14 protein-coding genes are annotated in these 25,141 nt (G+C 36.0%); 4 read left to right on the top strand and 10 right to left on the bottom strand.

Going from position 1 to position 25,141, the window contains the following annotated elements:
* Positions 1 to 78: 78 nt before the first annotated feature.
* The 6 genes from KIT27_10745 to prmA all read right to left on the bottom strand — a co-directional run bounded on the left by KIT27_10745 (position 79) and on the right by prmA (position 8,779).
* Positions 79 to 3,381 (bottom strand): hypothetical protein, encoded by a 3,303-nt coding sequence (locus KIT27_10745; protein MCW5590121.1) that lies wholly within the window; start codon positions 3,379 to 3,381, stop codon positions 79 to 81.
* Positions 3,378 to 4,166, bottom strand: coding sequence for a type IVB secretion system protein IcmH/DotU (icmH, locus tag KIT27_10740; protein MCW5590120.1), 789 nt, complete (start codon positions 4,164 to 4,166; stop codon positions 3,378 to 3,380). The genes KIT27_10745 and icmH overlap by 4 nt, the downstream gene beginning before the upstream one ends.
* 35 nt (positions 4,167 to 4,201) lie before the next feature.
* Entirely contained in the window at positions 4,202 to 5,470 is a 1,269-nt protein-coding gene (gene purD, locus KIT27_10735) for a phosphoribosylamine--glycine ligase (GenBank protein ID MCW5590119.1), read from the bottom strand.
* Positions 5,471 to 5,632: 162 nt separating this feature from the next.
* Positions 5,633 to 6,973: a hypothetical protein gene (locus KIT27_10730; GenBank protein MCW5590118.1), complete on the bottom strand. Its 1,341-nt coding sequence runs from the start codon at positions 6,971 to 6,973 to the stop codon at positions 5,633 to 5,635.
* A 243-nt stretch (positions 6,974 to 7,216) separates the two neighbouring features.
* A complete protein-coding gene (gene fis, locus KIT27_10725; protein MCW5590117.1) occupies positions 7,217 to 7,510 on the bottom strand; it encodes a DNA-binding transcriptional regulator Fis in 294 nt (97 codons plus the stop codon).
* A gap of 390 nt (positions 7,511 to 7,900) precedes the next feature.
* Positions 7,901 to 8,779 carry a 50S ribosomal protein L11 methyltransferase gene (gene prmA, locus KIT27_10720; protein ID MCW5590116.1) on the bottom strand — a complete coding sequence of 293 codons (879 nt, stop codon included), beginning with the start codon at positions 8,777 to 8,779 and terminating at the stop codon, positions 7,901 to 7,903.
* A gap of 12 nt (positions 8,780 to 8,791) precedes the next feature.
* On the opposite strand from prmA, the gene KIT27_10715 reads away from it, so the two are divergent.
* Complete coding sequence (locus tag KIT27_10715; GenBank protein ID MCW5590115.1) at positions 8,792 to 9,253, top strand: hypothetical protein; 462 nt, start codon at positions 8,792 to 8,794, stop codon at positions 9,251 to 9,253.
* Positions 9,254 to 9,419: 166 nt separating this feature from the next.
* Here the strand turns inward: KIT27_10715 and KIT27_10710 are convergent, their stop codons facing one another.
* From KIT27_10710 to KIT27_10695, 4 genes are all read right to left on the bottom strand, one after another.
* Positions 9,420 to 9,710 carry a hypothetical protein gene (locus KIT27_10710; GenBank protein ID MCW5590114.1) on the bottom strand — a complete coding sequence of 97 codons (291 nt, stop codon included), beginning with the start codon at positions 9,708 to 9,710 and terminating at the stop codon, positions 9,420 to 9,422.
* A complete protein-coding gene (locus KIT27_10705) occupies positions 9,703 to 10,092 on the bottom strand; it encodes a type II toxin-antitoxin system RelE/ParE family toxin (protein MCW5590113.1) in 390 nt (129 codons plus the stop codon). Before KIT27_10705 ends, KIT27_10710 begins: the two co-directional genes overlap by 8 nt.
* A 96-nt stretch (positions 10,093 to 10,188) precedes the next feature.
* Entirely contained in the window at positions 10,189 to 12,831 is a 2,643-nt protein-coding gene (locus KIT27_10700) for an AMP-binding protein (protein MCW5590112.1), read from the bottom strand.
* On the bottom strand, positions 12,821 to 14,002 hold the full coding sequence (locus tag KIT27_10695; GenBank protein MCW5590111.1) for an MFS transporter: 1,182 nt from the start codon (positions 14,000 to 14,002) through the stop codon (positions 12,821 to 12,823). The genes KIT27_10700 and KIT27_10695 overlap by 11 nt, the downstream gene beginning before the upstream one ends.
* A gap of 573 nt (positions 14,003 to 14,575) precedes the next feature.
* On the opposite strand from KIT27_10695, the gene mtnN reads away from it, so the two are divergent.
* The 3 genes from mtnN to KIT27_10680 all read left to right on the top strand — a co-directional run.
* Entirely contained in the window at positions 14,576 to 15,409 is an 834-nt protein-coding gene (gene mtnN, locus KIT27_10690) for a 5'-methylthioadenosine/S-adenosylhomocysteine nucleosidase (GenBank protein MCW5590110.1), read from the top strand.
* Positions 15,410 to 15,772: 363 nt separating this feature from the next.
* Positions 15,773 to 16,735 carry a PQQ-dependent sugar dehydrogenase gene (locus KIT27_10685; protein ID MCW5590109.1) on the top strand — a complete coding sequence of 321 codons (963 nt, stop codon included), beginning with the start codon at positions 15,773 to 15,775 and terminating at the stop codon, positions 16,733 to 16,735.
* 635 nt (positions 16,736 to 17,370) lie between these two features.
* The coding region (locus KIT27_10680; protein ID MCW5590108.1) for a hypothetical protein at positions 17,371 to 25,141 on the top strand (7,771 nt) is incomplete at its 3' end.

The following is a 25,141-nucleotide window of genomic DNA, read 5'->3' as shown; positions in this document are numbered from 1 at the left end:
AATATTAAAAAAACTCCGATCCTGGATCTCCGCTGCGCTCCGTTCCAGGCTACCTACGCTACGTTCCACGCTACCTACCTACAAATTTTCGGGTAGGCGAAAGATGACTAAGGCGTTAGAGGCAAAAGGATTTAATTCGCTATCCGTGGTTAGTAAATATTTTGCAGAATCGCCATTTAAATCAAAGGTGACGATAAATTGTTTTGGGTCATCAGTTTTTTCAATATTCATGTTAGCGAGTAATTTAAAAAAACCCCACGGGCCATCATAACTTTTATTAGATACATTTCCATTAATATCAGTAAATTTTAAAATAGCGGCTGGTGAATCCGTTGCAACATTCGGCCAAATTAAATTTTTAGCTGTGGGGATCTGTTGATTGGAATAATTTAATGTTTGCCCATCTAATGAAAATTCAAATTTTTTCACAATTGGTTCTATCGCAATCGGTTGTAAGCCAAAAGTGACATGCAAACTTGTATCGCCATTCGGAAAAAACATTTGCGCGATAAAGGCCGATAGTTGCAATTGTAATAAATTAGATTTATCAATCCCAATCGTATCGCCATCAAGGGTGACTAACTCCCATTCTTTGCCAGAAGTATTAATAAAAGGCGCTAAATAGTCTAAATAAAATTGTCCTAATAACCCATGAGGATTAAAAAAGGTGGAAAAGTTATTTAACGATACTTGGAGCTCGGCATTAATCGCTAAAGGATAACGATCATATAAATTTTGCTGATAAAACCTCACAATGGATTTTTGCCATTGTTGATTAATATAATCATGCGCCTCTGCGACTAATAAATGCCAAGTCATACTGCGAATTTGTTGTACCCACGCAGCAATCGGTTGTGGCAATTGTTTTTCTTCAATCGCTAAATCGTGCAAGGGATCGTTGCCATTCGTTAAAAAACGATTTTTAACTAACGCATAACTGAGTACTGGAGGTTGTGGACTTACAGTAATTTTTTGTAACTCGTTAACCACGGTGTGTAAATTATTTGTTAACTGCTGTGCCGCAGGGCTGTGTGAAAAATTCAATAATTGTTGTAAATTATCTGCAAATGTCGCATCAAGATTTTTATCATTTAGTAAAACTTGAGTATTATCGTTGATGATTTTAATGACTTGTTGAAAACCCGACTGTGTATCGCTGAGTGCTTTCGCGGCGTTAATTGCTTGTGATAAAGTTAATACGGGTTTAAGCTCCGTGCCATAAATCACATGCTGCCAGAGAGAAATATATAATTGTTGATAAAAACGCTGCGCGTCTTTGGCAACGAGCTGATATTGATCGGGACTAATAGTATCGTTTGGATTTTCTCCCAATACCCAATTACCACTTAATGCCTCTTTAGCAGCCGCTTGAAAATCTTTTTGCATTAATTTTTCATAACCCAAGCGTGTGTAAATAAATGGAATTTGCGCATAAGGAGTAATGAATAAATCTTGATGTTCAGACAATAAGCTTAACGGTTTACCTTGAACACGCTGTGTTAAAATAAGTAAACACCGTTGCGGATAAGTCAGTTGATTGAGAAGTTTTTGACCGGTATCAACGAGATGTTTGTCTAGCGATGGATTTGAAAATGAAAGTTGAGCTAATTGATTAATATAGTTATCGATATTAACTACAGAAATACCTTGAGCAGTTAATTGTGGGTTTAACCAATTTAGTATGGCTTGAGCTGAATAATACTTAGAATTATTTAACATCAAATAAATAGCCAATTGTTGATAAATCAATTGCGGATTACGCACATCTACGCTAAATAACTGTTGATGAGCCAGTAAACGCAAATTTGGCAACAGTTGATTAATTAACGTGAGCTGATAAATTTTTTGAGCTTGTTGTTGCAAGCTGGTTAAACGAGTTTTACCAAAATGAGAATAGGTGGAATTATTTAACTGTTGGATAACTTGGGTGATGGCATTTAACGCATTTAAACTTTGGTTTAAATCGCTAGAGGATTTTTGAGAGAGCTCATCAAATTGTTGTAAATGAGTTTGCGCTTGATTAACGCTTTGAGTTGTGATGCTTAAACCTTTAGCACAATACCAAGCCAAGGTTATCATCGCACAGGTTGACAGCGCATAAGCACTCACTCTCCGCCAGTCTAGCCAATCCCTCACAGCAAATTGTGAAGAAAAATTCACGCGCTGTGGAAAAATCGTTTCATGAAATAAACGATGTGAAAAATAGGGTTTACTTTCGTTATGATGAGTGATTAATTGCCGAGGCGCTAAAGCAAACGCTTTGCTTAAAGGTTCATACAAGCGATCAATGACTTGGCCTGAGTTATGGGAACTCATGAAATAAATCCCTTGCAGCGCAACCTTTTGCGTTAATAAACATTCACTGAAGAGACGCTGAGTAAAATCAACGATCAATTCTTCAAGACTTTCAACTTGCAAAGGAAAATCTTTAATTAAACAGCGTTTGTGTAAATCTCTTTCTTGATGCAGGCGCCAAATTAAACGATCATTTAATTTTTTTATGAGTTTGTGAAATTCGTCTTGGAGATAACGAGAAAAATTATGTTGAGTTAAACGTGCTGGATCGCAATGCAATCCCCAAATTTGCTGACGTTCTTCCCTGCTGTGATCGCCGAAAAATTCGATAAAGCCTGCTAAGACATCGAATTGATTAATCATAAAATAAACTGGGTAACTTGAATGTTGGTATTGATTTAGTAAATGAATATGTTGTTGCAAACTTAGGATTAATTGTTGACGGCGTTCATCGTTAGCCAGCAATAATTCTTGCAGATCCACCACAATCAACAAGCCTTGGCAAGGTTGCGAATGTTTTAATTTTTTGAGCTGTTGCAGGGTTGTTTGCCAAATGGTATTTGCTAACTGATTTTTTTTCGTTAATTGTAACGACTGACTGCTAATGCTGAGTAATATGCTCTGAGTATTAAACCACCAGGTACAAGCTTGATGATGTTGTAATGGTGGATATTGTAATGCACTCACATGTGCAAATTCTTGTTGTAATAAATTTTGGTTGTTTTCATCATTTGCGCCTATCATTAAAAACGTCGAACGCATTACTGCTGGATTATAAAAAAATTGCCACCAGCGTTTTGATCGCTGTAAATAATGTTTGGCCAGTTTAAACAGCTGAACAATGCTTGAAACTTGATTGTTAGTAGGCGTGTTTACAAGCTGAGCTGATTTGTACAAATGCCGATATAAAAAAAATACCGCGAATAATAAATTAAAAATGATAATTGCTAAAACTCGATTACTTAAATTAAGCAATATAGCCTGATGGTTAATAATAAAAAATGGACTGGCTAACCAAATTAAAAGGCTTCCACCTAACGCTATGCAAAACGCCATTATCCACTCAACTCGCGCATGATTATTCATAGCGTATTCCTGTTTATGATTTGCTGTAGATGTTGTTGAAGAGGGGCGCTGCTGACTTGAATCATCACATTAAAACCTACACACAAGATTATTAATAAACTAGCCGTGATCAGTAAATTGCGTAAAGGAGAAAAAGGTTTGCGTTGTTTTAAGCAATGTTGTGCTGGTGGAGGAAGTGAGAGATTTTGGCTAAATTCACCGCGTTGCATACGAATTAGATGATAGAGTTTATCCATTAATTCGCTGCGTTTTGCTACACCTTGTTCGGCAAAACGGTATTTACCAAAAAAACCCACGCTCAGACTTAAATACATTAATTCGATAATATCAATATAGATGACGGCATCTTGGCACAAACGATTTAAAATGGTGTAAAACCGTTCATCGGCTTCTGCATCGTGTTTAAACGTAGCTAATAAACGATATTTTCCCCATAGTGTTTCATTTCCCCAAGCAGATTGTAAAATAATTTCGTCAAAGAGCGCGCAAATAACATAACGTGCGACTTGAATGGTTTCACTTTTAATATTCAGTTGTTTGGCGCGTGTGGAAAAAGCACGAATTTCATGAACTAAATCCGCATGTAATTGATGAATGTCGTGATAGTGGGTTTGTAAGTGCAGTTGACTTGCTAAACTTAATAAGGGATTTGCAGCAGTGACCAGGGGATTAATGCCTTGTTTGGCACTGAAGGTTAAGGGGCGATAATAAGCAAAATCAAATTCGGCCTCATCTGTTGCCGGATGATGGCGAAGCCAAGTGCTGGAAGTTTCGTGGTGTTCCATAATTACTGCCCAATAATATCGAAAAAACCGAGCTATTATATTCCTTTATCGCCAATATCGCGACGGTAATGAAAGGCTTCGGCATTTAAATAATTGAGCAATGAATAAGTCGCTGTTTTAGCCTGTGCTAGTGTTTCACCAAAACCACTGACGCATAAAACCCGTCCACCGTTGCTGACGAGTTGTTGATCGACTAATTGAGTGGCGGCATGAAAAATTTTTCCATTATGCAGGGGTTGTTGCCAACCGCTGATAACTTGCCCTTTAGTATAATCTCCTGGATAACCTTTGGCGGCGAGGACAACTCCTAGGCAGGAATTGGGATCCCAGGTTAAGGTATGATTGTTTAATTCACCTTGCAAAGCCGCTTGGCACAAGGCAACAAAATCCGATTTTAAGCGTGGCAATATCACTTGTGCTTCAGGATCGCCAAAACGACAATTATATTCTAAAACAACAGGGCCTTGGGTTTCATCGATCATCAAGCCACAATATAAAATTCCAATATAAGGATTACCTTCAGCTTGCATGCCGCGAATGGTTGGATAAACAATCGTTTCCATAATTTCTTGTTGCAGTGCTGCGGTAATCATGGGGGCAGGGGAGTAGGCGCCCATGCCACCGGTATTGGCACCTTTATCGTCATCAAAAATGGTTTTATGATCTTGTGCGGTAGCAAGAGGGCAGACAAAACGGCCATCACTTACTACCATAAAACTCACTTCTTGACCGCGGAGAAATTCTTCGATAATAATTTTTGTTCCGGCATCACCAAACGGTTGCTCATTAAACATATTATCAAGGGTATTATAGGCTTCTTGTTTAGTGTGAGCGATGACGACTCCTTTGCCGGCAGCAAGTCCATCAACTTTTAATACTAAAGGTACGTTATGTTCTTGAATGAATTTTTCAGCCGCAGCAATGTTATCAAACGATCCAAATCGTGCAGTAGGAATATGATGGCGTAACATAAATTCCTTACTAAACACTTTAGAGCCTTCCAAACGTGCGGCCAAACGACTAGGGCCAAAACAGGCTAAATGATGTGCTTGAAAATCATCGACAATTCCCGCACACAATGGTGCTTCTGGCCCTACAATGGTGAGATCGATAGCATGAGATTGAGCAAATTGAATGAGTGCAGGAATATTCTCCACTGGAATATTAATATTAGAAACTTTATTTTCAAGTTCACATCCTGCATTGCCAGGGGCAACAAAGATACGTTGAACATAAGGAGATTTTGCCACTGTAAATGCTAACGCGTGTTCACGTCCACCCTGACCTATAATTAAAATATTCATTCTTATTACCGTGTAAGATAAAAAAAATCGATCTTAGCGAATATTAGGGCCTTTTGACAATTTTACTTTGCTGGCGGTAAGCTCGTTGATTTTTTTGTGCTGCGCTGCAGAGCATAAAAAAACAACAAGCTAGGTCTTCGCATCGCGAATTGTCAACACGCCCTATAAATTATTGCGATTTTTTTCTAAGGCGTCTTTTAATTCTTGTGCTTGTTGCATATTAACGGGATTGCTCCAAATATTTAACGTATTAAGAGTTTGATTTTTACTCAATGCTGTCGTGAGATTTTCAGCGCCGGCGTTATCAATTTGATTAAAGCTTAATTCTAATGAAGTTAATGTTGTATTATTTTCTAATGCTTTGGCAATAGCATTAGCACCGTGTTGACCAATATTATTGCTACTTAAATCAATGGCAGTGAGAGTGTTTTGTTGAGTAAGTGCAGAAGCTAGCGCATGTGCTCCCTCATCGCCAATAGCATTGCCGCTTAAATTTAGTGTGGTTAATACGGCATTTTCTTTGATGGCTTCAGCGAGTTGAGTTGCTCCTTCATCGGTAATGTGATCGCCACTTAAATTTAATTGTTGTAAACTTCGATTAGTGCGAAGTGCTTGAGCTAATTGTTGAATGGCCTCTTCGTTTAAATTAGGATTAAATCCTAAATTTAAGCTGTTTAGAGTTTTATTTTGCGCCAGTGATTTGGCTAAATCGGTGATAGCATCGGCATTAATTTGATTATTATTTAAATTAAGTGTTTGCAATGCACTATTATGATGAAGCGCTTCCGCCAACGCACTGACGCTTTCTCCGTTTAAATTATTATTACTCAAATCCAGAGATTTTAAGCTGGTATTTTTTGGTAACGATTGAGCGAGTGTTGTGATGCCACGATTATTATCAAGCGTGGAATTTTTCCGCCAGGTATTACTACTTAAATTTAATGTTTGTAAACTGGTATTCGTCGTTAAAGCCATGGCCAAAGCAGTGGAACCGGGATTGCTAATCTGACAAAAACTCAAATTTAAATTTGTGAGGGTGGAATTTTGTTCTAGCGCTTTGGCTAATGCAATCGCGCCAAGATTGCCAATTTTATTGTAGCTGATATTGATTTCGCGTAAATTTTTATTTTTAGCCAGTGCATCTGCCAGTATTTGCATGCCTTTATCAGTAATATTATTATCTTGCAAATTTAATTTCTTTAAAGTGGTATTGTGAATTAAAGCATTAGCAATGGCGATTGCACCATCATCGCCGAGGTTATTTCGGCTTAAATCCAAGCTGATAAGATTTAAATTATTTTCTAAATTTTTCGCAATCAACGCTGCGCCATCCGCACCAATATATTTATACGCCAGTGATACTTCAGCTTGAGAATTCATGGCGTGAAGATAGGGTGTTAAATGTTGTGCTAAACGCGAGTTAGTATCGGGGGTTTTACTGAATGCCGATGGGGAAAAAATAGCCGCTAAAATGAATAGCAAAGAAAAAAACTGTTTACGCATGAGAAAACTCCTTGATTTAATTGAGCACTCAATTCCGTTTGCCCTAATAATCTTTAATTATCGTATATTTCTGCTGTGCATGCCAGTTTTTTAATTAATCGCAGCGCAGCAAAGATCCAGGGTCAGAGTTTTTTTTAATATTCCGATCCTGGATCTACGCTGCGCTGCGATCCAGACTACGCAGTGCGCGTTTAATGTGTTGCCAGGGTTAATGTCTTAAACGGCTTGGATCAGAGCGCTATTCTACTCGTCTAAGCCATAAATTTTGAGCTTTTTACGCAAAGTTCCACGACTAATTCCTAAAATTTTGGCCGCGCGACTTTGATTGCCTCGGGTATATTTTAGAATGGCTTCGAGTAAAGGGGTTTCAACTTCTGAAATTACCATTTCATAAATATTGGCAGGTTTAGCAGAACCCAGTTGCGCGAAGTAGCGTTCAATGGTTTGTTTCACCGTATCACGTAAACGCAAACTAGTGGTTGAGGTGGAAGGGGAGGCTGTGCTGGTTATGATTGAATCTACAGTTTCGATGCTCATGTTCAATATCCTTTTCTGTTAATTGTTGAACTCATTTCCTAGTGTTATTACGGGCGATTCAATTGACTCTTGTAGAAATAGGAATCAAGCGGTTGATTAGCGAAGTTTACCCAGAGCGTGTGCGAAACCTGCAAATCTGAACATCGTTTCCCGGTCTTAAAATTAAAGAAGGGGTAAGCTTAAGTTCGTGGTTACTCTTTCCTATCGTTACTTAAATTAGCAATCTTGTAACGGATTTTATTTACCGTACGAACAATCATTATACCATTGCTCAAACTGTACTCAAGTGCGTATTTCCCCAAATCACGGGTAAGAAGTTCGCTATTGAGAAAATAATTAGCCGATTTTAACGTCGCAAACGCTTTTATAAAGTAAATTTTACGCAAAATACTATCTATTTAATACAGCCTCGATCAAAAGCCACTCTTCTTGCTGTTGCAACGTATATGCAGAAAAATACGCTTGATAGTGCTGAAGTAATTCCGGCAGTTGCGACGCTAAAATGCCCGATAAGACGATTTTTCCATGCGGGGCTAATAACGATAGAAAAATATCGCGTAACTCAATCAGCGGTTTTAAGACAATATTCGCGATTAGAATATCAGCTGTTATTTCGGGTATATCTTCGGGCATCAGCAGCGTTAAGTGACCGTGAAACTGATTTAATTCATAATTATTTTGGGTAGCGATCAAGGCTTGTTCATCGTGATCAATCGCATAAACAGTCTCTGCACCCAAAGCCAGTGCGGCTAAACTCAAAATTCCCGAACCACAGCCGAAATCCACCACAGTGTGTTGCTGAAGAGATTGTTGACTAAGCCAGTTGAGACATAATGCCGTGGTGGGATGAGTTCCAGTACCAAACGCTAAACCAGGATTAATTTTTACCGTGATACAATCCGGTTCGTTAATATCCACCCAATTAGGACAAATACACAACGGTGGAATTTTAATTGGTTTAAAATCTTGCTGAGTTTTAGTGACCCAATCTTCTTCGGCGATATAATGTAACCAATAATTTTTTACCAGGGTTTCATCCACAAATAATCTTAAGGTAGTTAAAATCATTTCAGGATTTTCTGTGGCATCAAATAAACCGATGACTTCGACTTGATGCCATAACGGTGTTTGTTTAGGATTAGGCTCTAACAACGGCTGATCGGCCGCGTCTTGCAGCGTGACAGCTTTAGCTCCTGCAAAACTCAAGGCATCACTCAAATGTTCGGCATGTTGATCGGTTGTGTTAAAATGAATACTTAACCAGGTCATAGGATGGGCACCATGTATAAATTAATGTTAGCGTTACTCATGTTTTTTATAATCCAACCCGCATTTGCCTTGGTGGATTTGAGTGGGGATGATAACACTAATTCTTCTTCGCAACCAAACGCACAACAACCAACGGCTACCAGCCCCGATGGCGTAAAATGGGGACGTACGATCGTGATTGTGGGCGATGAAATTAAAAGTGGCGATTTTGTGAATGGCTCGCTCGGCAAAGGCATGGATTTAGTCGATAACCTGCGTTTAAATCAATTTTTATCCGCAGCACAACCCACGCAAACCTTTAGCTGGCAAAATAGTAATACCCATTTTCAATTCACAGCGACCGCCGGTGACTATGTCGAAAACCCAAACATGTCGTGCCGCAAATACACTATCGTGGCATTTATTCCTAATAAATCTAGTTTCACAGGCACGGCTTGTAAACATCAGGATGGTAGTTGGGTATTGTTGGGGTAGCTCAAGATTATTTTTACCGCTCTACTAGGGCGTGTTGACAATTCTACTCTGCTGGCCTATCTCGTTGATTTTTTGTGCTCCGCTGCTCATTTACTTCGTGTAAACTGCGCGCTAGTGCTCAAAAATCAACAAGCTACGTCTCAGCATAGCGAATTGTCAACACGCCCTATAGTGAAATAGTATCATCTCCATTATCAAGCGTGATCTTATATCCGCAAGCTCGCGAAATGTTAATGAAGTTACTTAATTTGATGTCTTCTTGTTTCCCACTGCGTAAATTTTGGATCACTGTAGGTGATAACCCAACTTCTTTTGCAAGGGAGCGTACAGAATGTTCATCACCCTGCATAAAGGCACAAATAATTTCAGAAAGTAAGAAAGTTTTATATTCTCGATTAAATTCTTTCTTAAAATTAGGGTTGCTCATTTCACGGTCAAAGGTTGATCGTTTACTCATAATAATCACCTCGTTTTACTCTAACTGTATAATCATTTTTAGCGTTAAGTGCGCGCTCTTTTTCTAGTTTAGGTAACTTATCTTGTTTTTTTCTAAATGCATTCGTAATAATAATTTTTTGCCCTTCAAAAAAGAAACACAAAAAACGATCGGGTTGTGGCTTAAAAGCAAATATTTGATCACCTTCATTACGAAATTTGGTGACATTATTAATCACACCAGAATCTCCCATACGTTTGAATAATTTTAACACGGATATTTTTTCTTGTTGATCAAGCTGATTAAAATAATCAAATGCTGAACTTTTTTCGTTCGCATTGTAATACCATTCAATCGTATAAGCTTCGCCATCATAGGCAACGTAGTCTAAATATGCTTTCATAGTTAAATGTAACACTAAAGTTGCACAAATGCAAGTTTTTGTTGGTGATGGATGATGGCTTTTAATTGCTTGTTTAGTTTGAATAGCATGCCGCATTTAAATTTCTTGAATATTGTTTTGGGCAGAACTATCCGTCGAATCATTTAATACCCACTGCAATTGTTCAGAAATAATTGCTAATGAACTGGCATCTAGATGGGTAGTGTGGGGAAAAATAGGCTTGTGTATTTGCAGCGTTAAATTAAATTTATTACCATAAATATCTCGTAGTAATCGCGGCATTTTTTTATGCGGTGGGAAAATTTCAAAACCGCCATGGATAGTTATCGGTAACAATGGGGTTTGCGTCTCAATCGCTAACTTAGCAACCCCTTTTTTTAATCGCCCTAATTTTCCTGTTTTGCTGCGCGTGCCTTCAGGAAAAATAAGCATAATATTACCTCGTTTGATAAGCTCTCGCGAAATGTAATAGGCCGTATCGGAGTCTCCATCGCGATCAACTGCAATTCCTCCTAATAATTGCGCAGCATAACGAGTTAGGAAATGATCCCAATGCTCTTTTTTAGCAAGAACATGCACCAACTCAAAAGTGGGTTGATCCAATGCACTTAGAAGCCAATAGGGATCAAGATGGGATACATGATTTGCGCAAATAATAAAAGGCGTTTTAGGAATATTTTCTTGCCCCAACAATTTCATTTTCCAGACGCATTTTGAAAATGAATGAAAGACGCGAAGACTATACCAAGCAAGACGCGAGCGTTTAGAGGTAATTTTTTCAAGATCTATTTTATGTGTCACTGTGTTAAGAGCATTGGATGAAAACTGCTGGTGATTTAATCCTTCAGCGAGCGCCAGTAAATGAGGAAGTTGAATTAATTCACTCATCGTTATCACTTGAGAAAATTTTTCATTAATAAAGGAAACCAGCTCCATCGCAATTAATGAATCAATACCCAATTCTATTAAAGGTCTATCAATAGCCATCTCACTTTTTGGATTACCTGTGAGTTCAGCCAGTTTTTTAGTGAGTGTTGATACGATAACTTGAAGTTCTGGCGATAATTCATAATTTTGTTCTGCTGTATTTAAGTGAGATTGTGCTAATAATTGTTTTCTCAATTCATGTCGTCGGATTTTTTGGGTAGAAGTTTTGGGAATGTGGTTAACAAAATGTATTTTCTGCACACGAAAATGTGAGGGTAAGATATTATTTCGCGCTAGTATCTCAGATTCAATTTGTGGCTTTACCGCTGCTAAAGCACCTGAATTTTCAATCACAACAGCCAGGTGAATTGTTTCACCAAAGGAATTTGGTTCAGCAATGCCAACAATCGCTAATTCATTAACTAGGGGTATGCCGTTAAAATAATGTTCAACGTGTGTTGGTGATATTTTTTTTCCGCTGGCGGTAACAATAATTTCTTTTATGCGGCCCGAAATATGTAAACAATTTTTAGCATCATTGAATGCCAGATCGCCGGTTTTGAACCAACCCTCTTCGAAGGCTTCTTGTGTGGCTTTTTCATCTCTAAAATATCCTTTAAATAAACAAGGCGATCGAATAGCTAATTCGCCAACCGAACCCTCTTCTGAGGTGGTGAGGATACGCCATTCAGTTGTATAAAATGGGCGTCCAATATAATTGTTGCCCTTATGCCATTGATCATTAACAAATATGCCACCACACGTTTCTGTTAATCCATAGCCATTGTATAGAGGTAATCCCATGGCGCAAAAATCACTAAAAATTGTATCGTCTAACTTAGCACCACCACATAAAAGTATTGTTATTTTTCCGCCAAAACTTTGATGAATAGCATTAAAAAAAATCCTTCCTAAATTCAGTTTAAAATATTTAAGCGTAAATTTATTTATCGCTAATAAAGTAAAAAATATTTTACGAGTAAAATATGATTTTTTTTCTATTTGACTCATAATCTTGCGGTGAAATAAACTTAAAAATCGTGGCACAACAATTATCATGCTAGGACGGATCTGTTCTAATAGACTTGTTAATGTGCTGGGATCAAAGCGCGGGATTAATGTGTTTTTTATCACATTCAGAAGACTTGGTATAACCCAATTGCCTAAACAAAATATATGAAACAAGGGTAAAAATGTTATCGCGGTGAGTTTATGGTCATAGTTAAAAACCTTTTTAGAATCCGCCATATTATTCAAAATAGCACTGTGCGTGATTAAAACACCCTTATATTGCCCTGTGGTGCCAGAAGAAAATAAAATAAAGGCAACGTCTTGGTCGCAGTCTTGAGTCGTGGGTTTGTTGGGATTGACCTTGCTTGAGAAATGCGCAAAATCTTGCAGTTGCTGATCAAGATCAAGCACCGCAATATCACTGCTTATTTCATGGGTGAGCTTTGATAGTAGTTTTTGCGTGGTTAAAATAGCGCGAGCGTCAATTCTTGTAATTAACTCTATAGTATCTTTTGCGGGTAGTGATGGATCAATTAATACAGCCGTTGCTTTTATCATTAACACAGACAAAAAAGCAATAATCGTGTGAGGATGAGTTTCACCTAAAATAATACAACGATCGCCTGGCTTGATACCTGCGTGCACTAATCGTTCTTTTGCCAGCAAACAATCCGTTAAAAGTTCTTGATAAGTCCAGCTACGTTTATCATCCTCAGATTCAACTTGCAAAATAGTTTTATCTTTAAATTGTTGGCTGACCCTTATAAACACTTCTTCAATACGAGTATTATCATTTAACATTATTTTTTTCTCCGCGAGTAACGTATCGGGAATTCAATAAAATAAGTAGAATAATACTGGCTAAGGAAATAAATAATAAAGCAAGACTAAACAAGAAAACGCTATTAATAGCGAGCATGCTAAATAATATACCGCTCAAAGCAGTAAAACTGGTTCTCACCAGTGAAATAATCGATGAGGTAGTATTAATATTTAATTGTCCAGTGGACATCGTTAAATTTATGGCATTCGCAACCGTCATGCCATAACCAAACATATAAAAAATTAAGCCTCCCATCACTACATAGGGATTGCTGGCATAGAAACTATAAATAAAAACACTGATGCTGGAGAAGAGGCTACACGCTAAGCCAATTTTTATTGCATACATGCTATTTTTTTTAATGGCGATCCATTTGCCATTAAAAATTCCGATGACATTGCCTAATGAAATGATGGCAAAGGCAAGACCTAATTCTGCATTGCTATAATTCAAAACATAATGCATTAAATAAGAACCACACACCACAAATAATGATAGTGAAGAGGATAAGAAACCCAGGATGAATAATAAAAGTCGTAGACGTGTCGTTGAAAATAATTGTTTATAAGTTTGAAATAGGGTCAGTGTTTGGTTTTTTGTAAGATGATCCGCCGGTAATTTCAGGGCACAAGCGATACTCAATAACCCCAGAAAAAACAGCATGACAAAATTAGCACGCCAATTATATAAAATGAGCATACCTCCTAGCAGTGGCGCAATGACGGGAGAGATTATGGATAAACTCGTTAAATAACTATAACTGGATAAATGTTTTTCTGCGTGGGTATGCTCATAGATAAGTGAATAAATAATCGATTGAGGTAAACCACAACCCACTGCTTGTAGTACACGGGCGGTAATCAATAGAGTGAAATTTGTTGTTAGTGTACTGAGCAGCGAAAAAGCAGTAAAGCAAACAGCACCTAAAATAGCAATGCCGCGTTTATCCATATGTTTTCGTAAAACAGGCGAGAAGATAAAAGCTAATAATATCCCAAAAAAATAGGCGTTTAATACCAGTTGAGCAGCAAACGGAGAAACTAAAAATTCGCTCTTAATATTCGGAAGACTGGGGATAATAATATAATTAGGTAAATAATAATTAATAACCAGCAGGGTTATATTGCCCAGCAAATAATTCCGTTTCATAAGGCGATCCACATGTTTGCTTTCCTTAGCAAGGCATTACACCGCAAAAATAGGTTATTTAAATTGAGGTTGATACAGCGATTATTTCTAAAAAAGTTACCGAATGTTTAACATAGCGTAAAATCACTCCTAATTCTAGACGACCAACACATAAAATAGGCATTTGTCGGCAAAAAGGAGACGAATTTTGATTTGTGATAAGTTCTAAGGTATTTAATGTGTGGACAGGACTATGTCAAAGGGTTCGGTTTTCAATCTTGACAAGTCTCAGATAGCGCAATAATATTTCTCAGGGCTTTTAAGACGTAATTCTAACCATTAAGTTTAGATTTTATACCGCTTTATTTACTCTCCATTGCTTAGAGATACCTTATTTCTAATCAGAAATTTATATCTACATAAAGGAAGATAATTTAATGTTTTACTGTAAGAGAATTATTGAATGACGAAAAAAATCAAAGCTCATAACAATTCAAATCGTACGACCTAATGTTTAGGTAACTAGTAGTAATTTATTAGGACAATATCTACAACATAAGCAGTTCAATCTTAGACTATTTAGAGGTATCAACGATGGGAAAATTCAATAAGACATTAAATAATGGATTAAGAATTATATTTACTTTAACCATTGCATTATTTTTTTCTTTATCAGCTTATGCCATAGAAAATAATCAAGTAAATCATCCGCTATTTGGAATTATTATCCCACTACCAGAAGAAAGCCTCTTCCTGAAAAAAAATATTTCCCATGAAAAAAATTTAAATATTAATGGTATAACTTATCATATAGGAACAATCAATCATAAAAATATTGTATTCGTTAATTGTGGGTTAGGTAAAGTCAATTCTGCAATAGTTGCCACCCGTTTAATTAGAGATTTTCATCCAGATTTAATTTTAATGGCTGGATCATCGGGAAGTATCAGTCCTTATTTAAAAAAATTTGACGTCATTGTTGGAAAAAAGGTGGCTAATGTGGACATGGGAGAGCTCACAAAAAATGGTCCTCAATTTAAATTTGATGGAGGATTATATAACCCGCAAATAAATGCAACGTTACCGATCACATTTAATTTAAGTGACAAGCTGGTTAAATTAATCAATCAACTGACTCAGTCAAATAATAAAGATTTTTCAAGAATAGTGTTGGGTAAAATTGCAACTAGTGATGCACTCCCTAATCCACCATCGCAAGTTAGTTTATTGCGTGAAGATGGTTTTGATGTCATCGAAATGGAGGGCGCATCGCTTATGCAGGTTTGCTGGTTATTTAAAACCCCCTGTATGGTTATTCGTGGTGTAAGTAATAACATGTCCGAACCAATCACTAAAAAAGATATAACAGTTTCTGCAGAAAAAGCATCAAAAATTTTAATTAATGTTATTTTAAACTATACTTCGTGAACTATTTTATAATTTTACTGAAGCTGGTTTAGCACTCGCAAAAATTCTGTTCAAGCTAACTCGAAGAGTTATTTGTCGCCTAGCAACTTTGGGTAGAGTAGTTTCGCCAAGAACTCTTGCCGATAAGTGTAAGATTAGACATCGTTTATTTAATTAGACTATAATCGCCCAATTAAATAATGCGCCACTTCAAGCAATGTTAAGGAACACCCCGTGAAAAAAATTATTTTTTCCCTACTAACAATCTGCTATGGATTAAGCACTGCATTTCAAGCATACGCATCAGCATTACCGTTAAATAAAATTCAGTTGCCACCCGGTTTTACCATCAGCGTTTATGCCACCGTACCCGGTGCTCGTTATATGGCGTTGGGAAAAAATGGCGTGGTATTTGTGGGCACTACCGGTGTCGGAAAAGTTTACGCCCTTATTCCAAATCAACAATTCACTCAAGCTAAAAAAACCTTAGTCATTGCCGAAAAACTGCGTGCGCCGAATGGTGTTGCGGTGTTGGACGATAATTTATACGTCGCTGAAACTCAACGTATTCTGCGATTTGATAATATTACTGAACATTTAGAGCATCCTCCAAAACCTAAAACCGTTTACGATCACTTGCCAGACAAAGATTGGCATGGCAATCGCGTCATCCACTTCGGCCCCGAGGGCAAATTGTATATTAGCATCGGCATGCCGTGTAATACCTGTGATTATCGCGGCAAAGACGATCGTTTTGGCACCATCATGCGTTTATCACCTAATGGCAACGATGCCGAGATTTTCGCCAAAGGCATCCGCAATTCCATGGGATTTGATTGGCAACCCGAGACGAATGTTTTGTGGTTTTCCGACAATGGCCAAGACATGTTAGGCGATAATATTCCTCCCGAAGAAATCAACCGCGCCCCACACGCCGGTATGGATTTTGGTTTTCCGTATTTTTACGATAATAATCATCCCTACCCCAATTATGAAAAACATTCCCCAGACGGCATAACACCCACCACCTACGATATCCAAGCACATTCAGCCCCGTTAGGCATTGAATTTTACCGTGGAAATTTATTTCCAACATCGTATCACCATCAATTATTCGTGGCCGAACACGGTTCATGGAATCGCAGCCAAAAAGTGGGCTATCAAGTGGTGATGTTAAAAATTGACGGCGATAAAGTCGTCGCCAAAGAAAATTTTGCCACCGGCTGGCTACAAGGCCAAACCGTATGGGGCAGACCGGTGGATATATTAACCCTACCCGATGGCGCCTTACTCGTCTCAGACGATTACGCCGGAGTAGTCTACCGCATTACCTACACCGCGAGTTAACCTAGATCCATAGCCTGCAACGGAGCAAGCCGTAGCCTGGAACGGAGCGCAGCGGAGATCCAGGATCAGAATCTCCAAAAAAACGATCCCCAAATTGAATAAAATCCACCCCTCCACATCGAAAAATAAAATGTAAACGAAGTTGATCCTGGATCTCCGCTGCGCTCCGTTCCAGGCTACGGTTCGCTCCATTCCAGGCTACACTCCGTTCCAAGCATTTGCGTTCCAACCCCTGCCTAAATAAGACAAGAAAACCTATAAACTATCAAAATTTTTACTTGTCCAGAGCAATTGTCTCACAACCTTAAGCTTTTAAGCGTATATTTTATGGTAGAGATACCAGCTTTAGCTTGTGAGAAAAACGAAAAAATCCCCCAAGCTAAAAATCGCAAGGAGCACTCATCGCGTAAGTAGACTGGTCACCAGGACCAACACAACATCAGTTAGCAGGAGTGTCGATATGTTCCAGATCAGAAATAAGGAAATATCATCCAAGCGAGCCTTCACAATGCTCCTTCTGCTAATGCGCGCGCAAAATCAATTAATGCCATTTTTAACTTCTTGCATGGCGTTACCTATTCGATATTTATTCATTGACGTAAAACGATTGGCTATTCAGATGAGAGGGGTGGAGTATGCCTAACGGTGATAGTAATGGTGGAAATAATACAATAAATTCTTCTCATTCCTCACAACAAGAAACAGATGTTAAGGCTATTCATAGTCAGTTGAGTAATAGATCGCTTTATTCTCTAATGGCCTCCTCGGCAGATCCAAATCTAGAACGAGTAAAACTTATTACTTTACAAAATGAATTAAATAATAGACATCATGAGTGGACACACGATTATGATTTGGATTACTTAATCAGAGGGTTTATTACAGATAAAAACTTAATATCTAATAAAAACTTAATAACTAATGGAGAACCAGTACTTGCTCAAGGTCTTGTTATTTTTCCACATTCGTCTTCGTTACTAGATAATAGAGATTTAAGCTTTGTGGTAACTAAATTCAATCTCGGCAAACAGAGTAATTGTAATTATTTAGTGTTGCCTCGTTGGAAAAATGATCATTGGGTATTACACATTCGTGAAGTAATTTGCGACGATGAAACCCCTATTGCCACTGATACTGCTAACACTAACACTTTACATCCAGCGCAATCAGTAGCGGATTCACCAGCTAATGAAAATAATTCCTCGCCGAAAATTGCTGTAAATGAAGGGTTAAAATTTTCGCTAGGAGAGACCATCACATGGGATCCTTATATTAAAGGTGGGCAATCAAGAAGTAACGATATGTTGATTCATGATAGCTGGAGTTGCGGCGATTGGGTTATTGCTTGCTCAGTGTTTCTGCAGTTAGGAATAATCACGGTACAGCATCTTAGCTCATGTGAAGAATTATTAAAAGTATTGCAAAATAAATTAGAAGAATTGGCAAAAAATAATCAGGCAATAGATAATAATACATCCTTAGAATCTTTAGAATATTTTCAAATAGAATTAATTAAAGCGTTTATTTCTGGATTAGCACTCAAAGGCTCGAAAAATAACTCATTCGCTCTTAGAGTCGCACTTACTCGTTTCTTAGCGTGGAAAGTAACACAAGAGCTTCCTGAGAATGCTGATATTTTAACCCCAGAGTGGATTGAGAATTTTAATTTTATTGAATATCAAACAACAGCACAACCTGCATTTTCTTCTTATCGTCGTCCACTTCCACTTGTGATCCCGGATGACGCTCATCAAAATTTAAACGCCTTAACTTTAGTCGAAGCAGATAGAGATGATTCATTCCAAAAAGAAAGCCCTAAGTCAGCTCTTCAAATCTTCAGTCCACCTCCTAGCACTAGAGTGAGTTCATCCAATAGTAGCCCAAGCAAAAATGATGATAGCCCAACAATAAGCGATAGTAACTCGTTAAGCGTTCAGAATAGTCCAGTTTCGTTATCATCATCATCATCATCTCCGAAATTATTTTCCTTTTTAAGTGATTCACCTGCTAGTCCAAAAGGTATTCGGTCAAATAGAAACTTATTTTTTCATGCTTGGGCTGATTTATTCTCTGAAATTAGTGACGATACTCTTGAACAAATATATTTTGAAGTAACTCTTGACGATAATGATAGAGAATGTCTTCAAAAAATAATAAATGACTTAAAAAGCTATATAACTTCATTACAAAAATCAGAAGAATCAGAAGAATCAGAAGACTCAGAAGACTCAGAAGACTCAATAAATCAAGAGCTATTATTATTAGTAGGAAAATTAGAAGACTCATTAAAATCTCAAGATAAAGCTGCGGAACCGCAATTAAATCTAAAAATTTTAAAATCGCTTTATAACAATTTAATTGATGCGTATGAAGATGATTCAATTACTAAATTACAAGATTTATTAGAAAAGCTACTTGCAGGGAAAAGATTTAGTCAGATTGGTAGTTTATATCTAGATGCTTACAAAAAGAGTAGTGACAATTCTAAAAGTAATAAGAAGACATTTGGCATAGGAGAAAGCGGAGATAATAGCCAAAAAGATCAAATAAAAAAATTAATCCTAGCTAATGCCAACAGAATTGGAAAAATCAATGGTAATAGGAAAAACTCATATGAAGCTGACGAAACAATATTACTTAGTCATCTTGATGAAATTTTCAGTTATATCAAAATGAATAACTCAAGATTTCGTCCTAATAAAAAACGCAATTTTGATTCCGATTTGCTGATGCATTTATACGTAGAAGTTCTTAATGGGAATACGCAAGCACGATTTACCATATTAAATGTATTAGATCAAATTAAAAAATCTATTGAAGACGAATATTGGCTTTTGAATCCAGAAGGGGGATTTTTCTCTCAAGGAAGTCAGTTATATAAAATTGTCAAAAAAGCTATTGAAGATCTTCAAGCATCAAATAGGGCTCTTTTAAATGAATCTTCCCAAAATGCTCCTGCTGCTGATTTCATAGCGGATAAACTTATTCTTAACTCTCAACAGTCAGGTAAAAACATACTATCGTCACTCTCTAATGAAAATAAACGTGATATTAGCCCTGCAGAAAATTTAGAGTTAGTCTTTGGTTATAATGATGAAACTAGTAAAGCTAATTTCTATAAGACAATACAAAGATTATATTTTCATAAAGGTGGGAAGAATGGATTATTTGTTCAATTCAAAAGTAAGTATGGTGATGATAAATTAGATAAATGGTTTAATTCTATTGAAGGATTTGAGAGACAACTTAATTCAGATAACGTTGACACCTCTTTAGATTTAAATAATCTATTTTTAGATAATGATGTTCAAAATATTGAATTATTGAATAACCATCTTGCAAAATTTATTAATGAAAATGAGGTCGAAAAATTATTAAATAATTCTTTTCTGGAAAAATATATTGATGCGTTAGCTCAGAACAATAAAATTTTCTTGCAATTTACAGACCAAATAGAAGCTAGAGATAATGCTTTAGGAATCAGCATTCAATCCCAGCTAATTAAATTAATTAATGAAAATGATATTTTAAATTTAGTTGCTTTATTAAAGAATCACGGCCAAACTCTTTCAAAATTCTTAAACAGCCAAAAGATGAATGAACTTAAAGGCTATATTAAGAAAGTTATTGAAGTATGGTGCAATCAAGAAAAGTACGGTTTAGTTAGAGGAATAAGTGATAGTATAAGTCCATCAATAGAAAACTATTTAGATGAAAACGACATCTTATCAGTTATTGTTGACCATATAAATAAGCCTAGTTCGGATGAAATATTAACTAATTTTCTGAGGAGCTTGTCAGATAATTATAATGAAAAATTGAAAAATATAATTCTATCTCCAACTGAAGATTTATCTGTAGAAGAAGATGTTCTTTTGTGTATATTGAAAAATAGTGCTAATAAAGAAAGTTTGCGAGAGGCTGCTCACCAACGCATTTGGGATTCGATGCTTAATAGTTCTATGAGTATTCAGGAACGCGAAGCGTTGTTTAAGTCTTATAAAGAATGTTTAGATCGTAGTGAACTTTATATTGTATCAGACATATCTGAAATTATTACAAAAGATGAAGTGCAGGACCGACTTATTGATAATTTACTTAATTTAGCTTTTGAGAATCAGTGGAACGAAGAACTATCGAAGTTATTTGATATTAAATTATTTGATTATTTATTCTCTTTCATGAATGCGGAGGAGTTTGCACAAGATTTTATAGAAAAGCTATTATATAAAGTAACGCCTAAAATCGTTGCTTGCGAAATGAGTAAAGGGACGGAAGTTTCTACAGGAGCTACAAAAGTTATTATGAGTGAAAGCGCTATTAATTTAGCTACAGTGTTTAAACATATAATTACCAATGTTGAAAAATCTTTATGCAATAAAAGGACAATTACTACAATCTCTCCAAACGCTAAGGTAAGACAAATTATTGATGCTGCTTCCATAAAAAAAATTAAGTTATTTTCTGCTTATTGCCTTCAGTGCTCTAATCAAACAACTAATCAAACAACAAGATTGGGGCAACTTCTATCACAACTTATACCTGAAGCATCACTCAAGATGATGAAGCAGCATGAAACATCACCTCAGAAGATGGCGCAACACCGCCTAACAGAAAAAGCGAAGAAGCAGCTTAAAACGTCATTAAGTGATGCTGTTGAATCATCTTTTATCATCAATGAATTAAATTTACAACTGAGCTTTTCCGAATCAAGATCAATATTTGGTAATCCAAATTCTTCGTGTAATAAAAATGACTTTGAATCGAATGTTGATAAACTGATATCATATATAAAAAAACCTGAGGCCACATTCCCAAAAGATATTTTTAATCGTTTGAATATAGTTTTAGGAACTTTTTTCGCTGAAATTCGACAACTAGAACTCTATATTAACGGTTCAATAACCCGTCCACCATCAGTGCATTATTATGATAATGCATTCAGTGGCTTAAGACGCTTAATTAGCTTGGAAGCTAGTAAAAATGAAAATAGAAAAACTAATTTGCTTACAGTTATTATAACCGATAAATTGTCAAGCCTGAATCAACATGTATTTTTCAGCGAATTATATACAAAATCTTATATATTTACTGGTAGTAAAGAATTAAATGCCAAGAATAATTTTGACAGTCATAAGCGAAAATGTCACGCCGACTTTTTTGTGATGCGTTATTTAGCGATTAAATATTATGGTACTGAGGCTGACTATCAATCGTTATTACCTCATCGAATCAAAATGATAGTATGTCAATATTTTCGTCATGGCGTCCATCATTTGAAAAATGCACCACCCATGCGTTTAAATTTAATTGAGCGTTTAGCAAAAATAGAAGGTTTAACAACCTCTTTGACAGATTGGTTAAGTTTAGATCGTCCTATTCAATACGAAGCGCATTGTGCTTTAAATTTACAAAAAAAGTTTAGCTTGTTTGATGAAGTCTTGCTGACATTCGAGGATTATTTATTAACTCCTCCTAGAAATAATGATAAAGACTCAATGCTCGAAAAGTTATCTAAATTAGCTCACTCAACGCAAGATCAAACAAAGCAAGATCAAACAAAGCAAGATCAAAAATGGGAAAGTCTAATAATAATATTAAATGGAGCGCCAAAAAATCAAGATTCAACAGTAGATTCAAATCTTGGTGCGTTAATTTGTATGGCGGAATCAGCCTTAGAGTCTAACGGTTCTCGTGAAGCAATCACATTAAAATTAATTGAAAAAGGATATTTTGAAGAAGCTACTCGTCAACTAACGATTTTGGAATACACCGCAAGGATGTTAGACAGCGGTTTCGCGCTTTTGCAGTTTGACGAAAATGATTTAGCTATATTGAAAAAAATTCCCAATGAGAGGTGGGTAGCATTAAGTAATTTCAGCGAAGAATTATACAAGAAAATTCAATCACTTAATTTTGAGCAGGGGGCGTGTAAAGAGACTTCATTTTCTGCTGACGAGATAAGCTTCCTTCGTAAACTTTTAAACGAAAATGGCAATGTAGCTCAAAGTGCGAAATTTCTGATAGATAGAACTGATTTATCAAATAAATTAAGTGCCGCGATAACAAAGAATTTGAATAAAAATTTTAACCTCATTAATGTTGAAAATATGAGAAAGAGTGGCTTATATGAAAAGCTTCAGGAGTATGAAAATTTTAATGTCTTATTCAAGAATTTAGAACCTTCTATTCAATTTTTCAATTGTTTAGCTCAAGTTTATATTTTCTTGCAACAACCTTCTGTGGAAGATTCTGTAGCTATCACGCAAATACAAAGTTTATTAAAGTTGCTGAGAAATTCTTCCAAAATTAGTTTAATTTTACCGGAGGAATTACTTAAGAAAAATCGGGAAATGTTTGAGTTTATAGTAAAAAATAAGTTGTCACTAGAATTAAAGCGCATTGCTGAAACGGTTTTAAATATATTAACTAAGAATCAGTCAATCAATAAACCTACAGAAACTAATAACTCTACAGATATTACGGAAAGATTAACGGTTCAATCATCTACTCCAGCCATTAATACAATGGAAAATGTTTTATCAGGTGAGCGAGTTATAGCATTTTGTGATGCTAATCCAACTGGCCAAGGGAAAACATGTATTAGTAGTCTAGAAAGTATTCTGAAAGATATAGAATGCAGTATCGCTTCATCAGAATTGAAAAACCTTCAAGATGAGCTATTATGTGCGAATGATAATACATATAGCGACATTATTAATAAACTGGTTGAAAAAGTTAATTCTCGTCAGTTAAGATGGCTATTTAATCATGCAAGCGAGGAACAACGTCAACAATTTAACTCTTCTGTAATTAGCTCTTTTTTTCAACAGATATTTACTGCTCATCCTAGTACAATTAAAATTAAGCTTATAAACTACATGAAATGCTGCTTAGGTTTAATATCAACTTCATTGGCGCATGAAAATATAGGGCAGGTGAGGATTAATCTAGTGGCTGCTTTAGAAACGCAGACCGACGAGTTAATAGGTCAAATTAGAATAAAACTCCAATCTTATTCTAAATTTAAAAACATACTGGATCTAAAGAAAGAATATAATCTAAACAATTTAGATAGTAATAGTTTTGAACAACTTAGTAGTAATAGTCAGTATTTTAAGGATAAGGGTGGTGATCTTGCAATAAAATACACAATAGCTTTAGATATTTATTCACAAATTATCCAAAAACAAACGAATCAGGGTGGTTTTGTTTCAGTTAAAGATATCAAATTGATTATCTTTAATAAAAAAGCTGAATTAGAGGAAGCGCTTGAAGCAAACAAAATTAGCACTGTTGGTAATTTTACTAACATATTGGAGAATATACTTAAATTCTTATCAGAAATTGATACCTCAGAAGAATACTATACGGATGTATATAAAGCCTTAAAACCAAGACATGGTCAAGATTGCGCATCAACTCCCCGAGAACAGGATTGTTTTCAAAGTATCATATCTTCAATTTCAAATGGTGATGCTCTTACTGAATTAGATAAACTGAAAACTCAATTAACAAGGTATCTTGTCGGTTCCCCTGCAAATATTAGTTATGTCCAATCGGAATTGTTAAAATTAATTTTGGAAAAAAAATCGCATACAGCACTTGGATTATATCTGTCGAGTCTTGTCTTTCAATATAATCGCGATGAATCTATTTTAAATGAATTGCCTAAAATGCTATTAGAAGTTATAAATTCTTTTAAAGATTGTGAGCTTACTGAAGATAATTTAACACTTTTTTCGAGTCTAATATACAAAATTAATTGTAACTCCCGAGAAAGTGAAAGGGAATCTTTAAAATCTCAGCTCTTGACAAGTTCGCAAGGTGTAGAGATACGTTTATACTATTTAGTTAATACAGCAATTCCGCAAAAGATAAGCATAATCAAAAGCCATGAAAGTCCTCACCATGAAAATATACAGGAAATCGTAGATGCCTTTTATAATATTCGTCGATATTTAATTGAAATCTTCGGATCAACTTCTACTGATAGGTTAATTCAAAGGAATGGTTATTTTTATAAGTCGATGGAAAAAATTATTGATGATTTTAATAACGTCAATTTGGTTAACATGATAAATGCTTTGGGGGGTGTAGAAAATAATTCAAAAATGCTATTCTTATTTTTATGCCAGATTCATCAGCAAAAGAATGGACTGCTGAGTTCTAGTATAAGAGGTTTTTCTGCTGCGCTTAATAATAAAATAGTTAGAAGTAACTTAATAAATTTATTACGAGAATCAATTAGCCAGTATAATAAAGATCCAAGTGCACAAGTCAACTCAGATCTTTTATGTTCGTTATTGGATTATATAACGAGTTGCGAAAAAAGCAATTTTTTGTCTTCAGAAATTGATACTCTTATTTCAATGTGTGGGGATTTAGCTAGTACTTTTCCTTCTC

Source organism: Legionellales bacterium, from assembly GCA_026125385.1.
GTDB lineage: Bacteria > Pseudomonadota > Gammaproteobacteria > JAHCLG01 > JAHCLG01 > JAHCLG01.
The sequence above is the reverse complement of the archived record's forward strand: the minus strand, read 5'-3'. Positions and strand labels throughout refer to the sequence as shown.

What these genes read in the sequence shown, in the direction of transcription:
- KIT27_10700 (MCW5590112.1), bottom strand. Translation starts at nt 12,831, where the DNA reads ATGTTAAATGATAATACTCGTATTGAAGAAGTGTTTATAAGGGTCAGC.
- prmA (MCW5590116.1), bottom strand. Translation starts at nt 8,779, where the DNA reads ATGACCTGGTTAAGTATTCATTTTAACACAACCGATCAACATGCCGAA.
- KIT27_10745 (MCW5590121.1), bottom strand. Translation starts at nt 3,381, where the DNA reads ATGAATAATCATGCGCGAGTTGAGTGGATAATGGCGTTTTGCATAGCG.
- icmH (MCW5590120.1), bottom strand. Translation starts at nt 4,166, where the DNA reads ATGGAACACCACGAAACTTCCAGCACTTGGCTTCGCCATCATCCGGCA.
- KIT27_10730 (MCW5590118.1), bottom strand. Translation starts at nt 6,973, where the DNA reads ATGCGTAAACAGTTTTTTTCTTTGCTATTCATTTTAGCGGCTATTTTT.
- KIT27_10685 (MCW5590109.1), top strand. Translation starts at nt 15,773, where the DNA reads ATGGCGTTGGGAAAAAATGGCGTGGTATTTGTGGGCACTACCGGTGTC.
- KIT27_10710 (MCW5590114.1), bottom strand. Translation starts at nt 9,710, where the DNA reads ATGAGTAAACGATCAACCTTTGACCGTGAAATGAGCAACCCTAATTTT.
- KIT27_10715 (MCW5590115.1), top strand. Translation starts at nt 8,792, where the DNA reads ATGTATAAATTAATGTTAGCGTTACTCATGTTTTTTATAATCCAACCC.
- purD (MCW5590119.1), bottom strand. Translation starts at nt 5,470, where the DNA reads ATGAATATTTTAATTATAGGTCAGGGTGGACGTGAACACGCGTTAGCA.
- KIT27_10695 (MCW5590111.1), bottom strand. Translation starts at nt 14,002, where the DNA reads ATGAAACGGAATTATTTGCTGGGCAATATAACCCTGCTGGTTATTAAT.
- mtnN (MCW5590110.1), top strand. Translation starts at nt 14,576, where the DNA reads ATGGGAAAATTCAATAAGACATTAAATAATGGATTAAGAATTATATTT.
- fis (MCW5590117.1), bottom strand. Translation starts at nt 7,510, where the DNA reads ATGAGCATCGAAACTGTAGATTCAATCATAACCAGCACAGCCTCCCCT.
- KIT27_10705 (MCW5590113.1), bottom strand. Translation starts at nt 10,092, where the DNA reads ATGAAAGCATATTTAGACTACGTTGCCTATGATGGCGAAGCTTATACG.